Origin of the sequence: Phenylobacterium sp. (genome assembly GCF_036963605.1) — a bacterium.
In the GTDB taxonomy this organism is placed as follows: domain Bacteria; phylum Pseudomonadota; class Alphaproteobacteria; order Caulobacterales; family Caulobacteraceae; genus Phenylobacterium.
This window is the reverse complement of record NZ_JBALUY010000084.1, coordinates 1-13123: the sequence shown is the minus strand read 5'-3', so window position 1 is coordinate 13123 and position 13123 is coordinate 1. Positions and strand designations below refer to the sequence as shown.

Here is a 13123-nt window from a genome sequence, read left to right as displayed (position 1 = left end):
CCTCGCCCGCGCCGGCCGGGCCCAGCTCGGCCAGACCGATGCCGATCAGGCGATAGCTGCGACCATCGGCCTCGCGGCGCAGCAGTTCTCGCCCGGCCGCGAACAGCGTGCGGGCGGTCTGAGTCGGCACGGCCAGCGCCTTGCGCCGGGTCAGGATGCGGAAGTCCGGCGTCTTGAGCTTCAGCGTCACCACGCGGCCGGAGACGCCACCCGCCCGCGCCTGTCGGGCGACCCGCTCGCAGAGGGGCGCCAGGCGATCTTCCAGGGCGTCATAGTCGGCGAGGTCTGAGTTGAAGGTGGTCTCGGCGCTGATTCCCTTGCGGGTCTGGTCAGGATCGACGGGGCGGGTGTCGCGGCCGTGGGCCAGGTCGTAGAGCCGCAGGCCATGGGCGCCGAACCGGCGGGCCAGGTCCTTCTGCTCGGCCCGGGCGATGTCGCCGATGGCGCGCAGGCCGGCGGTTTCCAGGGACTTCACCATGGCTGGCCCGACTCCGGGCAGCAGGCCCACGGGCCGCGGCGCCAGAAAGCTGCGCGCCTCGGCGGTCCCGATCACCGAGAAGCCCCTCGGCTTGTCGAGGTCCGAAGCGATCTTGGCCAGGAACTTGTTAGGGGCCAGACCGATGGAGACGGTAAGCCCCGTCGCCTGCTCGATCCGCCCCTGCAGCCGGGCCAGCGTCACGGCCGGCGGCGCGCCATGCAGGCGCTCGGTGCCCGACAGGTCCATCCAGGCCTCGTCCAGGGAGAGGGGCTGCACCAAGGGGGTCAACTCGGCCATCAGCCCCATGATGATGCGGCTCTCCGCGCGGTACTTGGCGAAGTCCGGCTTGATCACCACGGCCTGGGGGCAGGCGGCCAGGGCCTTGAACATCGGCATGGCCGAGCGCACCCCATAGACCCGGGCCATGTAGCAGCAGGTGGTCACCACCCCGCGCACCCCGCCGCCGACAATCACCGGCTTGTCGCGCAGTTCGGGTCGATCGCGTTTTTCCACCGAGGCGTAGAAGGCGTCGCAGTCCAGATGGGCCATGGAGAGGTCCATCAACTCCTCATGGGCCGCGAGGCGCGGCGAGCCGCAGGACGGGCAGCGCCGGGCGGCGGGGGCTTGTCCGGTCCACAGGCAGTCACGGCAGAGCGCCTTCATGAGAGCGGCCAGAGCCAGGCCGCCCCGCGTACGCCGGACGAATCACCATGGAGCGCCGAGCGGACGGGCGTCTCGACCCCGTCTGCGAAGACGTGGGGCGCCAGCGCGGCGGGTAGGCGCTCATAGAGCTCGGCCACATTGGACATGCCGCCGCCGAGCACGATGACATCCGGATCGATCAGGTCGACCACCACGGCCAGGGCGCGGCCCAGGCGGTCCACATAGCGGGCGAACGCGGCCTGGGCGACGGCGTCGCCGGCCCTGGCCCGGGCGATGATTTCCGGCGCCTTCAGCCCGGCGCCATGATCGGCCTCGAAGGCCGGGCCCGAAATCCAGGTCTCCAGGCAGCCCCGCCGCCCGCACCAGCAGGCGGGGCCGGGATGCTCCTCCGCCGTGGCCCAGGGCAGGGGGCTGTGGCCCCACTCGCCGGCCACGCCGTTGCGGCCCTCCACCAGGCGGCCGTCCACCACCAGGCCGCCGCCGCAGCCCGTGCCCAGGATGGCCGCGAACACCACCCGCGCCCCGGCGCCTGCGCCATCGGCCGCCTCCGACAGGGCCAGGCAGTTGGCGTCGTTGGCCAGGCGCACCGGGCGCTGCAGGGTGGCCTCCAGGTCGGCGGCGAAATGCTCGTCGTTCAGCCAGACGGAGTTGGCGTTGCGGATCAGCCCGCTGCGCGGCGAGATGGACCCGGGCATCCCGACGCCGATCCGATCGGCCCGGCCGCCTGCCGCCTGCTCGACCTGCGCGATCAGATCGGCGACGGCGGCGAGGGCCGAGCGATAGGCCCCGGGATTAGGGACTCGCAGCCGGGCTATGACCGCGCCCTCGCGGTCCAGGGCGGCCGCTTCGATCTTGGTGCCGCCGAAATCGACGCCGATGCGGATCATGACAAGGGCGCGCCGGTCAGGAGATCGAGTCGGCGATGGCGATGCGCAGCGCGTCCCAGTCGTCGATCCGGGTGTGGCGATGAGGCGCGCTGGGCGCCAAGGGTCTCAGGCGGGGATCAGCCACGTGCTGAAAGCGGGCCACGGCCGGCGCGGCCTCGGCCACCGAATCCAGGTTGGGCAGCAGGTCGTCGATGAAGGCGGCCGGCCCCTTCGTCTGATCGACCAGCGCGGCGGCCAGCGGCCCCTTTGGCCCCGAATTGAGCAGCAGAGGATAGTCGAGATCGTGCCGACCCAGCCAGCGGGCGCGGGCCAGCCGGCCCTGGCCCGGGGCATTGGTCAGGATGACCACCCCGGCTTGCTCCGACAGGCGGCGCAGGGCCTCGGCTGCGCCCTCGGCCACCCGCATCTCACCCGACCCATAGCGGAAGAAGTCCTCATAGTGCCGCCGGCCCTCTTCGATCGGCAGGTGCTCGGTCGCGCCTGGCTGATAGATGTTTTGAAACAAGGCGAAACGCTCGACCCGGAACTCCAGGCCGCGCCCGGCCAGGAAGGCGCCGAAGCCCTCCATGAAGTGGCCCAGCACCTCGTCCACATCGACGATCACCAAGGGGCGGGCGATGTCCAGGCCCAGGCCCGCCAGGTCAGGCGCCCTGGCGCGGGGCGGGCCCGCTGGCGTGGCCGCAGCCGTCGCGCTGGCGGCGACCGCGTCAGGTGGGGCGGAAGGGTGCGGCGTCTCGACCACTGGGTCTCTCGTGGGGCTCTCTCGTGCGGCTAACGCCAGTTTAAGGATATTCGTGGGATCAAAGGGGCCAAAGGTGGGGTCGGCGGAAGATTCGCCGTCCGAAAAAGAGCATCGTCGAGACGACCATGGCCAAGAAGGTCCTCATCGTCGAGGATAACGAGCTGAACATGAAGCTGTTTCATGACCTGCTCGACGCGCAAGGGTACGAGACCCTGCAGACCCGTGAAGGCCTGCAAGCCCTCTCTTTGGCCCGAGAGCACCGTCCCGACCTCATTCTGATGGACATCCAGCTGCCCGAGATTTCGGGCCTGGAAGTCACCAAGTGGCTGAAGGAAGACGACGAGCTGGCGGGCATTCCCGTCGTCGCCGTCACCGCCTTCGCCATGAAGGGCGACGAAGAACGCATTCGCGAAGGCGGCTGCGAGGCCTATATTTCCAAGCCGATCTCGGTGTCGCACTTCCTCGACACCATCCGCCGCCTGCTGGGATAGACCGCCATGTCCGCACGCATCCTGGTCGTGGACGATATCGAGGCCAATGTCCGTCTCCTCGAGGCCAAGCTCACGGCCGAATATTACGAGGTCCTGACGGCCTATGACGGCCCCACCGCCCTGGCCATGGCGGCGGCCGAGCAACCCGACATCGTGCTGCTGGACGTGATGATGCCGGGCATGGACGGGTTCCAGGTCTGCCGCCGGCTGAAGGACGATCCTGAGACCCGTCACGTGCCGGTGGTGCTGGTCACCGCCCTGGATGGCCGCGCCGATCGGATCGCGGGCCTGGAGGCCGGCGCCGACGAGTTCCTGACCAAGCCTATCGACGACGTCATGCTGTTCGCCCGGGTGCGCAGCCTGACCCGCTTGAAGACCGTGATCGACGAGCTGCGGGTGCGCGAGGCCTCGGGCCGGCGGATCGGCGTCATCGCCGGCGCCGGCTCTCGCCTGGGCGGCACGGGCGGCCGGGTGCTGATCGTCGACGATCACGAGCGCCAGGCCCAGCGGATCGCCTCGGAGCTTTCCATCGAACATCGCCCGGTGATCGAATCCGAGCCGGACAAGGCCCTGCTGACGGCCCGGGGGCCGGTGGACCTGGTGATCGTCAACGCCACGGCCCGCAGCTTCGACGGCCTGCGTTTCTCGGCCCAGATCCGTTCTGACGAGGCGACGCGCCACCTGCCGATCCTGGCCGTTGTCGATTTCGACGAGCGGCCGCGGCTGATGAAGGCCCTGGAAATCGGCGTCAACGACCTGCTGGCCAAGCCCATCGATCCCCAGGAGCTGTCGGCCCGGGCGCGGACGCAGATCCGCCGCAAGCGCTACACCGACTATCTGCGGGACAATCTCGACCATTCCCTGGAGTTGGCGGTCACCGACCAGCTCACCGGCCTGCACAACCGCCGCTACATGGCCGGCCAGCTCGACGCCCTGGTCAAGCGCGCCGCCCATGGAGGCGAGCCGGTGGCGGCGCTGCTGATCGATATCGATCACTTCAAGAAGATCAATGACGGCTACGGCCACGACGTGGGCGATGAGGTGCTGCGGGAGTTCGCGGTCCGCCTGGCCTCAAACGTGCGCGCCGTCGATCTGCCCTGCCGCTACGGGGGTGAGGAATTCGTGGTGGTCATGCCGGGCACCCGGATCGAGGACGCCGAACGCATCGCCGAGCGCATCCGCCTGCACGTGGCCGGCTCACCGTTCCGCGTGGCCCATGGGACCGAGCTTTTGACCGCCACCATCTCCATCGGCGTCGCCGCGACCCTGGGCCCCGACGACACCCCCGACGCCCTGCTCAAGCGCGCGGACGAGGGGCTCTATGAGGCCAAGTCCTCAGGCCGCAACAAGGTCATCGCCCGGGCGGCGTAAAACGATCCGGGACCTTCAAGGGACGAAACGCAAAACGCCCGGCTGATCCAGCCGGGCGTTTCCTTGTTCGCTCGTCGCGAGGCGATCCTACTTGATCTTGCCTTCGCGGAATTCCACGTGCTTGCGCACGACGGGATCGTACTTCTTCATGACCAGCTTGTCGGTCTTGGTGCGGGCGTTCTTCTTGGTCACGTAGAAAAAGCCGGTGTCCGCCGAGGAGTTCAGGCGGATCTTGATGGAAGCTGGCTTCGCCATGGTCGGTCCTCGCGGGGCCGGGCAAGCGCGCTTACCCCGGCAGTCATTTCGAATGAGCCGCGGACAATACGAATCCGCAGACCAAAGTCAATGAGGGAGGGAGCTCAGTTCGCAGCGCTTTCGGCCACAAGCGCCTCCAGCTTGCTGCTGTCCATTTTTTCGCCCATCCCCTTCAGGCCCTGGGTCACCGCAGGATCGCTCATAAGACCGGTTGTGGCGGCTTGGCCAAACGCCTGGAATGCGTTGGGGATCACGCTCACCCCTTCATATCTTAGAGCGCTGATCGCCTCAGCCCGGCAGACCTCCGTCAGAGACCGCTCGAGAACGCTGGCCGCCCGCCCCTGGAGATAGTCGAGCTGTTCCGGCGTCGATCGGGAATATGGGCGAACTGCAGGATGCTGCGCGATGGCGATGAAGCTAAAAGCCATGAATTCCTGCTGGTCCTCCACCGATGTCTTGGTGATCAGGCACCGGGTGAGATCATCCCCGTGGACCCCTGCGGCCGCTGTCCCGCCAAGGCCCAAGGCCATGACCAGCGCCAAGATTGTGCTGCGCATATCGCTCCCCCCAATATCTCATGCAACCTTAGCTTTGGGCTTGGCGGATGCAATAACTTCAGCGTGTCGTCTGCGGCGTCTCAGCCCCTCGCCGTCGTTAGCCTTCCCGTCTGATAATCCAGGAACGCCTGCCGGATCTCGTCCACCGTGTTCATCACGAACGGGCCGTGGGCGACCACGGGCTCGTCGATGACGGGGGCGGCGTAGAAGAGGGCGCGCGCGGGGGTCTGGGCCATCACGGGCAGGATGTCGTCGGCGCCTGTGGCATGCGCCCAGGCGTGCTGGTCGGCCTTCACGGCGGCCAAGTCGGCCCCGACCTGGACCTCGCCCTCCAGGACCAGCAGGAAGCCCCGCCAGCCGGCCTTGAGGGGCAGGGACAGCGTCGCGCCCGCTTCCAGGCGCAGATCCATCAGGGCCAGCGGCCAGAGGCTGCCGTGGGGGCGGCTCGAGCCGCCGAGCTCGCCGGCATAGAGCCTGGCCTCATAGCCCTCGCCGGTGACGCGCGCGGCGTCGCTCGCCCGCTGGTCGCCATAGCGGGCCGGCGTCATCTTCTTGGCCGCCGGCAGGTTCAGCCACAGCTGCAGGGAATGGACGCCGCGAGGCCCTGGCATCTCCGAATGCATCACCCCGCCGCCGGCGGTCATGAACTGGATATCGCCGGCCTCCAGCTCGCCATGGGCGCCGGTGTGGTCCTCATGGATCATCTGGCCTTCGAGGACGAAGGTCACCGTCTCCATGCCCCGATGGGGGTGGGCGGGGAAGCCGGCGGGCGGGGCGAACCAGTCCTCGGCCAGGAACAGGAAGGGGCTGTAGGGCCCATGCTCCTGGGGCGCGATGATCAGGCGGTTCTGGTGGCGGGGACCCAGCACATTGCGCGGGCCGGCGGTCTCGATGCGATCGACGGAGAGGGCCATGGCCTTAGCCGTTCATCTTGGCGATCCAGGCCGCGAACTTGTCGCCCCAGCCTTCGATGAAGGCCTGGAACTTTGGATCGGCGAAGCCGCCGTCCGGCGTGAAGTGCTCGTCCTTATGGACGAAATAGATCTGCGGCATGCCCATCACCGCCACATTGATGGCCGTCAGCACGTTGCGCAGATCGACCTGGGCGGCCCCGGTGCCCAGGGCGCCGGGGCTGGCGCCGGCGATGGCGGCGGGCTTGCCCGACCACACGCCTTGGCCCGGAGGGCGCGAGGCCCAGTCGATGGCGTTCTTCAGCACGCCGGGCATGGAGCGGTTGTATTCCGGGGTCACGAACAGCACCGCGTCGGCGGCCTTGATCGCGTCCTTGAAGGCCACGACGGCGGCCGGCGGATCGGCCTCGTGATCCTGGTTGAACAGCGGCACCTCGCCATAGTCGAGGATCTGCAGGTCCAGCTTGGCCGCGGTGGTCTTGGCGATCGCCTCGGCCAGGCGCCGGTTCACGGAATGGCGGCGGAAACTGCCGACGATGACGGCGACCTTGGGCCGATCGGACATGCGAACTCCAGTGCGGGTGTCAGAGGTGGGCGACCTTATGGCCCTTCACACCGAAACGCATATAGGGCGAGGGTCGCTCCGGATCATCCAGGCGCAGCACCGCCTCCTTGATCATGGTGCGGGTCACCATGGGCAGCTCCAGCCCCAGCGCGTCGTCGAAATCGACCCAGGCGATCTCCTCCAGCTCCCCGCAGTCGGGCTGGCGATCCAGGCTGATCAGCCGCTCGGCGTCGGCCATCAGGAACCAGGTGTCGAACCGCTTGGCCAGCATGGGAGGCGTGACGGCCCGGGCGATGATCTCCATGGCTTCCAGGTCGGGCAGGGCGCCCTGGGCCAGGAACTCCCGCCAGGGGCCGACGCCTGGCCGTGGCGGGGCCTTCTTGGCCAGCAGCAGGCCCGCCTCTTCGAAGGTCTCGCGGATGGCCGCCAGGGCCAGGGCCTGGCCGCGCCCGCGCTTTATATGGCGGTCGAACTTGGCCGCCACCTCGGGGCGCAGGTCGGTGGCGTGGGGGGCGCGGAAGTCGGCCCGGTCGATGCGCCCGCCGGGGAAGACCCAGAGATTGGGCATGAAGTCATGGCCGCTGTTGCGCTTGCCCATCAGGACCCGCGGCTTGGCGGCGTCCCGGCGAACCAGGATGATGGTGGCCGCATCCCGCGGCTTCACGGCTCGGGCGCCCTCGGGGCGCATACGACCGCCCTCGGGGCGGCGGGGAATCTCAGCGTCGGTCATGAAACAACTGTATGACCGCCCGGGGACGCAGAGGAAGCATGACGTTAGGGCAGGGTGCGGGCGGCGACGAGGGCGGGCGCCCAAATCTGCTGCGTCTCTAATGGGTGGGAAGCGGTCGCTTCAAAGCGGCGTTCGTCATGCAGCAGCCAGCTTTTCAACGGCATCTTGTAAGCTCGCGCTGTTAGCAACATCCAACAAGGGAAGCTTCAGCCTTTCCGCGTCGCGAATGATCTCGTCGTTATCTCGAAGAGATCGCGCGATGAACCTGGATATAAGCGCCTTCCGATGCTCGTCTTGTTCGGCGTACTGGCTCTCAATCTCCATCCTGTTCCGCAGAAAATCCGGGTCTGCAAACAAGCCGACAACGAGGAGATCGGACACGTCCAACGTAGCAATCAACTCCGGACGAAGCGCCGAGCCCTCAAGAACGAACCGCCCCGGAGTCTCGCGCTCCAAAGCAATTCTTCGCTCAACGACCGGCCAAATGTTCTGATGATGGACTTGCAAGAACCAATAGATGGTCTCGTCAGTCAGGCGGGAATAGTACTCCTCGACGGGGGGGCTCAATTTAGGCCAGGGCCGGCCAGGATGACGTCCCAACTTGTCAGTGGACGTGACACGCGCGCGCCAGGCGTCGCCGACCCGGTTTGCCAATGTCGACTTGCCCACGTGGGACGTTCCAAAAATAAGGAGGCCTGATGGTGACACGCGCTGAACTCCAGGGGCTGTACGTTCGCCAGCATCAGACGTCTGCAACAGGTCGATTGCGTCATCGACTTCGAACCTGACAGCAGAGACTGCGACCGATGCTCAGGAGCGAGACACATTGGATAGCGCGGTGGCGCGACAGGAATTCCGTCGGCCAAGGCGTTTGATGCCAGACAACCACGCCGCCAACCCTCACTGCGCAGAACCGCAGCGGGTATATCCGCTCTGGGTCGGTTTCACCCGCTGACGGTCGACCAGCAAGCGGACTCTCATACTCGCTTGGAATGTCCGGATGCCGGCCGCAGGCCTGGGTCCGGAACTGGCGCAAAGCGGGTCCACGCCACGGTCGTCGAGACAACAGCTATTTGACCGCCAGGCTACCTTCGTAACGGATTATGGGTCCAACCATCGGCATTGAGATGGCGACGTCGAAGTGAAAGATGCCGTCAGACACCGTTTCGCGTGCTTTGGTCCGTGGGCCGAGGGCTCGCGGCATTGGTAATGGCCCTAGCCACCAGCGGCGGAAATCCATCGATAGACCACTAGCGTCGCCATTTAGAGCGAACCCGAATTGAAGCGGGCCAAAGCGTTCGATTAGCAGGCCGTCCCGTTCCGATAGTTTACTAGTGAAACTGCTTGAGCCAAACGTGCGTATCCACGTCTCCGGGCCGCCCCATTCGAAAAAGCGAACTCGCACGGGCACGTCTAACGCGGCAGGTGGGAACCGCATCATCAAGGCTATGACGCGCGCGGCCAGACTAGTCCCACGGGTCACTCTAGCTCGCCCTTCGGCGAGCAAAGCCCCGGCCGGGTGGTGCAGCTCACGGATCGCGAACGGCAGGCGATCAAAGGCGTCGCCCAGTATCCGCGCATAGAGGGGGGCGCTGGACCTTACTTCGACAGTTTCAGTGTCGAAACCGAGCCCTGCGAAGTCCGGCTCGAAGGCCTCAAGTGGTAACAGACCGGCTGCCGTATAAGCGCCATGTGGAAGCTGGCCGTCGGCTAGACGCTTCGCCAATAGAGGCGCGGCCAGGCAGGGAGTGTAGGGGCCTCGTCCGTGGTCTGCGATGAGCGTCCATCGACGCTCGACAGTGTCGCCGCCGCTCTGGCCGACGACGCTAACCAGCATCGCCGATCGCTCTCCACCTAACCGGCTCGTGAGACCACGCAGTAGCTGCAGAGCGCCCGCTAAGGGGAGCAGGCTTCTGAGCAGTCCCCACTGGACGACCCAGCCAAACAACCACAGGCTTAGATTATGCAACGCGAGCTCGGCGCCTGCTCGAAATAGCACTAAGGGCCGGCCAGGAAGCTGGTCGGACATCACCCCAAGATCGGGGACGTCACAGATCCCTACCCATCTCCCTATGAGCGGTCGCGATCGAGACGTGGCGAAGGTCATCCGGCGGAGGTCCCGCCAACCGTGGGCTTGGAGGGTTTGCCCACCCTGCCTAAGAGCTACAGGCCGCCCGACGTAGGAGAGGATGGCCTCCAAGACCGAACGCCCAACTGTCGCACGGTTGCTGGCGGTGATGGCGCTCTCGACCAGGCCTAGCCGATCGAGGCCTGCCGATAGCTGAGTCACCACAGCGCTTGAGAGGCTGGGCACGCTGCTCGCGCCCGATATCAAGGTCACCCCAGCAGCCTTGGCGTCCCCATCAAGGAAACTGAACTCTTCAACGAAGTCTCGACCGTCGGCGATATCGAGGTAGTTGCAGCCAGCGGCAATGCAGCCTTTGGCGACTTTATAGGTAGCTCCCTGGAATGGCCCTGCTGCATCAACAACAAGCCAGGGGCGGATCTCCTCCAGTTTCTCCTGCAGGCTATGATCGCGATCCACTCGAACAGGGGTCAGACGAGGGTCCGGGTGGCGACCGCAGTATTCGGTGGCCTTCTCTAGGCTGCGGCCCGCGACCAGAACGGAGAAGTCCGGATGGCGCACCAAGAGCTCGCAGATCCTTGCGCCGAACGTGCCGTAGCCGCCCAGGACCAGAACGCGCTTCAAACGACCCTGTCCGCCGCTCTTGGGGAGGGCATCCAACATACCTCGCGCTTTCCGAACACCCTGTAGCGGTTCGCGGCGATGATGTCGTAGAGCAGATCCCGCAGGCCGCTTGGAAGTAGTCGCAGGATTTTTGCGGCCCCCCAGACGCCTCCTAGCCGCCCAGCGATTTCGATGAATGCCTCGAGTTTGCCGTATGCCTTTCCGTCGACGATCAGCAGGTTCGTCTCGAACTCGACAGCATCGAGCTTTAGCTCGCGATAGAGAAGCTGGCCGAGCGGACCCTGCGCTGGGGTGAACCAGAACCTACGCCCGCTGTCGCGGGCAATGACCCACTGAACATAGCGAGAGCAAAGTACACAAACGCCGTCGAAGACGACCAGCGGAGCCGGCGCTGGCAAGGCTGGCGCTTTGTCGAGATAGGCGGCCGTAACTTTTCGCGGCTTCATCGTTGAACTACTCGTCGACAGGATAGAGGCGCGTCAACCCAAGAGCTGCAGCTTGCGTCTGCAGACCGCGAGAGGGCCGTCGAAGGTCCGCTTGTTGGCACCGCGCCAATGTCTGCTTTTGGCGCCTAGCGAAAACCTACGTCAGCTTGGCGATAGGAGCGCCCCCGCCGCTCACCGCCGCCGGTGCTTGCCGCCCTGGCGGGGTAGGGGCGGGCGGCCGGCCTTGCGGCGGATGCCCAGGCGCGGCCGCGGGGCGGTGGGGTCGGGGGCGGCCGGCTCGCTCAGCATTTCGAACAGCAGGCCGCCGGTGATGGGGGTGGCTTCGCGCAGCCGCACCTCGACGCTCATGCCGAGCGGCCAGCGGGCGCCGGAACGTTCGCCGATCAGGGCGTGCATCTTCTCGTCGTGGATGAAGAACTCATCGCCGAGGTTCGAGATCGGGATCAGGCCGTCGGCGCCGGTCTCGGCCAGGCGGATGAACAGGCCAAACCGGGTGACGCCGGTGATCCGGCCGAAGAAGGTCGCGCCCACCCGATCGGCCAGGAAGGCGGCCACATAGCGGTCGGTGGCGTCGCGCTCGGCGGCCATGGCCCGGCGCTCGGCGAAGGTGATCTCCTCGGCCGTGGCCTTCATGTGCGAGATGTCCCAGTCGCTCAGGCCATCGGGGCCGCCGGGCAGGTTCAGGCCCAGCGCGCTCACCAAGGCCCGGTGCACGATCAGGTCGGCATAGCGGCGGATCGGCGAGGTGAAGTGGGCATAGCGGTCCAGGTTGAGGCCGAAGTGGCCGATATTGTCGGTGGCGTAGTGGGCCTGCATCTGGGTGCGCAGGACCACCTCGTTGACGATCTCGGCGTTCGGCCCCTCACGGGTCAGGTCCAGCAGGCGGTTGAAGCGGTCGGTGCGGGCGGCCTCGCCCTTGGACCAGTTCACCTGGATTGAGCCGAGGAATTCGGCGAGGGAATCCAGCTTCTCCGGGCTCGGCGCATCGTGGATGCGGTAGATCAGCGGGGTGCGCTTGGCTTCCAGGGTCTCGGCGGCGCAGACATTGGCCTGGATCATCATCTCCTCGATCAGCTTGTGGGCTTCGAGGGCGGGGCGGGGCGTGATCGAGTCGACCTTGCCGTCCTCGCCGATGACGATCCGGCGCTCCGAGCTTTCGATGGCGAGCGGCGAGCGGGCCTCCCGGCCCTTCTTCATGGTCAGGTAGGCGGCCCACAGGGGCTTGAGGATCGGCTCCAGCAGGGGGCCGGCCTTGTCGTCGGGGCGGCCATCGATGGCGTCCTGGGCCTGTTCGTAGGCTAGCTTGGCGGCCGAGCGCATCAGGCCGCGCACGAACTTGTGGCTGCGTTTCCGTCCCTGGCTGTCGAACACCATGCGCACGGCCATGCAGGCGCGGTTCTCGCCCTCCCGCAGGGAGCAGAGGCCGTTGGAGAGCCGCTCGGGCAGCATGGGCTCCACCCGGTCGGGGAAGTAGACGCTGTTGGCCTTGTCGCGGGCTTCCCGGTCGAGGGCGCCGCCGGGGCGGACATAGGCGGCCACATCGGCGATGGCGACCCAGACGATCCAGCCGCCCGGATTGCGCGGGTCCTCGTCGGCCTGGGCGAAGACCGCATCGTCGTGGTCGCGGGCGTCGGCGGGGTCGATGGTGATCAGCGGCAGGTCGCGCAGATCTTCTCGGCCGGCCAGTTCCGGCGGCTTGGCGGCCTCAGCCTCGGCCTCTGCCTCATCGGAAAAGCCCGTGGGGATGCCGTGGCTGTGGATGGCGATCAGGCTGGCGGCGCGGGGTTCGTCCTCGCGTCCGACCACCTCCAGCACCTTGCCGCGCTTGGGGCCATGATGGCGCTCGGCGGTCCCCACCTGGGCCAGGACCAGATCACCGTCCTTGAGCTGGCCGTCGTCGAAGACGATCAGGCTTTCCTTGGACTTGCGGTCCACCGGCTCGATGCGGACCTCGCGGTGGTGTTTGCGCACCACGCCCAGCACCCGGTGGGCGCTCTGGCCCAGGCGCTTGATCAGCCGGGCTTCGGTCTCGCCGCTCTCCAGGGTGACGAAGCGGACCAGCAGCCGGTCGCCCAGGCCCGGCGCGCCGGCCACGGCCTCGGCCTTGTCCGGCGCCAGATGGACCAGCGGCGTGTCCTCGGCCCCCTTGGTCAGACGCACCAGAAGGTCGCCGTCGGTGTCGCGCTCGACCACATCGACGACGCCGACCGGAGGCAGTGACCCGGTCTCGGCCACGCCCTTGCGGCCCCGGCGGCTCAAGGTCCCCGCGGCCTGCAGTTCGCCCAGCATTTCGCGCAGGGCCCGGCGGTCGGCGCCC

At 67.1% G+C, this 13123-nt stretch carries 14 protein-coding genes; 2 read left to right on the top strand and 12 right to left on the bottom strand.

What is annotated here, in order from left to right:
• From V7702_RS14370 to V7702_RS14360, 3 genes are all read right to left on the bottom strand, one after another.
• The coding region (locus V7702_RS14370) for a DNA polymerase IV (protein ID WP_335650782.1) at positions 1-1141 on the bottom strand (1141 nt) is incomplete at its 3' end.
• Positions 1138-2028 (bottom strand): ROK family protein, encoded by an 891-nt coding sequence (locus tag V7702_RS14365; protein WP_335650781.1) that lies wholly within the window; start codon positions 2026-2028, stop codon positions 1138-1140. The genes V7702_RS14365 and V7702_RS14370, both read right to left, overlap by 4 nt.
• Positions 2029-2044: 16 nt before the next feature.
• On the bottom strand, positions 2045-2770 hold the full coding sequence (locus V7702_RS14360) for a hypothetical protein (protein WP_335650780.1): 726 nt from the start codon (positions 2768-2770) through the stop codon (positions 2045-2047).
• Positions 2771-2895: 125 nt separating this feature from the next.
• Here V7702_RS14360 and V7702_RS14355 point away from each other — a divergent pair, with 125 nt between their 5' ends.
• On the top strand, positions 2896-3261 hold the full coding sequence (locus V7702_RS14355) for a response regulator (protein WP_293408942.1): 366 nt from the start codon (positions 2896-2898) through the stop codon (positions 3259-3261).
• Positions 3262-3267: 6 nt separating this feature from the next.
• Positions 3268-4632 carry a PleD family two-component system response regulator gene (locus V7702_RS14350; protein WP_335650779.1) on the top strand — a complete coding sequence of 455 codons (1365 nt, stop codon included), beginning with the start codon at positions 3268-3270 and terminating at the stop codon, positions 4630-4632.
• Positions 4633-4719: 87 nt separating this feature from the next.
• Here V7702_RS14350 and rpmG read toward each other — a convergent pair whose 3' ends face one another.
• From rpmG to rnr, 9 genes are all read right to left on the bottom strand, one after another.
• Positions 4720-4887 carry a 50S ribosomal protein L33 gene (rpmG, locus tag V7702_RS14345; RefSeq protein WP_111458827.1) on the bottom strand — a complete coding sequence of 56 codons (168 nt, stop codon included), beginning with the start codon at positions 4885-4887 and terminating at the stop codon, positions 4720-4722.
• Between the two features lie 104 nt (positions 4888-4991).
• The gene (locus tag V7702_RS14340) at positions 4992-5444 is read right to left on the bottom strand and encodes a hypothetical protein (protein ID WP_335650778.1); all 453 of its coding nucleotides are present in this window, start codon (positions 5442-5444) and stop codon (positions 4992-4994) included.
• Between the two features lie 80 nt (positions 5445-5524).
• Positions 5525-6358: a pirin family protein gene (locus V7702_RS14335; RefSeq protein ID WP_335650777.1), complete on the bottom strand. Its 834-nt coding sequence runs from the start codon at positions 6356-6358 to the stop codon at positions 5525-5527.
• A 4-nt stretch (positions 6359-6362) separates the two neighbouring features.
• A complete protein-coding gene (locus V7702_RS14330; protein ID WP_335650776.1) occupies positions 6363-6920 on the bottom strand; it encodes an NADPH-dependent FMN reductase in 558 nt (185 codons plus the stop codon).
• A gap of 19 nt (positions 6921-6939) precedes the next feature.
• A complete protein-coding gene (locus tag V7702_RS14325; RefSeq protein WP_335650775.1) occupies positions 6940-7650 on the bottom strand; it encodes an NUDIX hydrolase in 711 nt (236 codons plus the stop codon).
• Between the two features lie 135 nt (positions 7651-7785).
• On the bottom strand, positions 7786-8319 hold the full coding sequence (locus V7702_RS14320) for a hypothetical protein (protein ID WP_335650774.1): 534 nt from the start codon (positions 8317-8319) through the stop codon (positions 7786-7788).
• Between the two features lie 400 nt (positions 8320-8719).
• Complete coding sequence (locus tag V7702_RS14315) at positions 8720-10399, bottom strand: DUF4166 domain-containing protein (RefSeq protein WP_335650773.1); 1680 nt, start codon at positions 10397-10399, stop codon at positions 8720-8722.
• Entirely contained in the window at positions 10357-10806 is a 450-nt protein-coding gene (locus V7702_RS14310) for a thiol-disulfide oxidoreductase DCC family protein (RefSeq protein WP_335650772.1), read from the bottom strand. Before V7702_RS14310 ends, V7702_RS14315 begins: the two co-directional genes overlap by 43 nt.
• A gap of 171 nt (positions 10807-10977) precedes the next feature.
• Positions 10978-13123, bottom strand: a 2146-nt coding sequence (gene rnr / locus V7702_RS14305; RefSeq protein WP_335650771.1) for a ribonuclease R, incomplete at its 5' end; no start/stop codon positions are given.

What these genes read in the sequence shown, in the direction of transcription:
- V7702_RS14365 (WP_335650781.1), bottom strand. Translation starts at nt 2,028, where the DNA reads ATGATCCGCATCGGCGTCGATTTCGGCGGCACCAAGATCGAAGCGGCC.
- V7702_RS14355 (WP_293408942.1), top strand. Translation starts at nt 2,896, where the DNA reads ATGGCCAAGAAGGTCCTCATCGTCGAGGATAACGAGCTGAACATGAAG.
- V7702_RS14350 (WP_335650779.1), top strand. Translation starts at nt 3,268, where the DNA reads ATGTCCGCACGCATCCTGGTCGTGGACGATATCGAGGCCAATGTCCGT.
- rpmG (WP_111458827.1), bottom strand. Translation starts at nt 4,887, where the DNA reads ATGGCGAAGCCAGCTTCCATCAAGATCCGCCTGAACTCCTCGGCGGAC.
- V7702_RS14340 (WP_335650778.1), bottom strand. Translation starts at nt 5,444, where the DNA reads ATGCGCAGCACAATCTTGGCGCTGGTCATGGCCTTGGGCCTTGGCGGG.
- V7702_RS14335 (WP_335650777.1), bottom strand. Translation starts at nt 6,358, where the DNA reads ATGGCCCTCTCCGTCGATCGCATCGAGACCGCCGGCCCGCGCAATGTG.
- V7702_RS14330 (WP_335650776.1), bottom strand. Translation starts at nt 6,920, where the DNA reads ATGTCCGATCGGCCCAAGGTCGCCGTCATCGTCGGCAGTTTCCGCCGC.
- V7702_RS14325 (WP_335650775.1), bottom strand. Translation starts at nt 7,650, where the DNA reads ATGACCGACGCTGAGATTCCCCGCCGCCCCGAGGGCGGTCGTATGCGC.
- V7702_RS14315 (WP_335650773.1), bottom strand. Translation starts at nt 10,399, where the DNA reads ATGTTGGATGCCCTCCCCAAGAGCGGCGGACAGGGTCGTTTGAAGCGC.
- V7702_RS14310 (WP_335650772.1), bottom strand. Translation starts at nt 10,806, where the DNA reads ATGAAGCCGCGAAAAGTTACGGCCGCCTATCTCGACAAAGCGCCAGCC.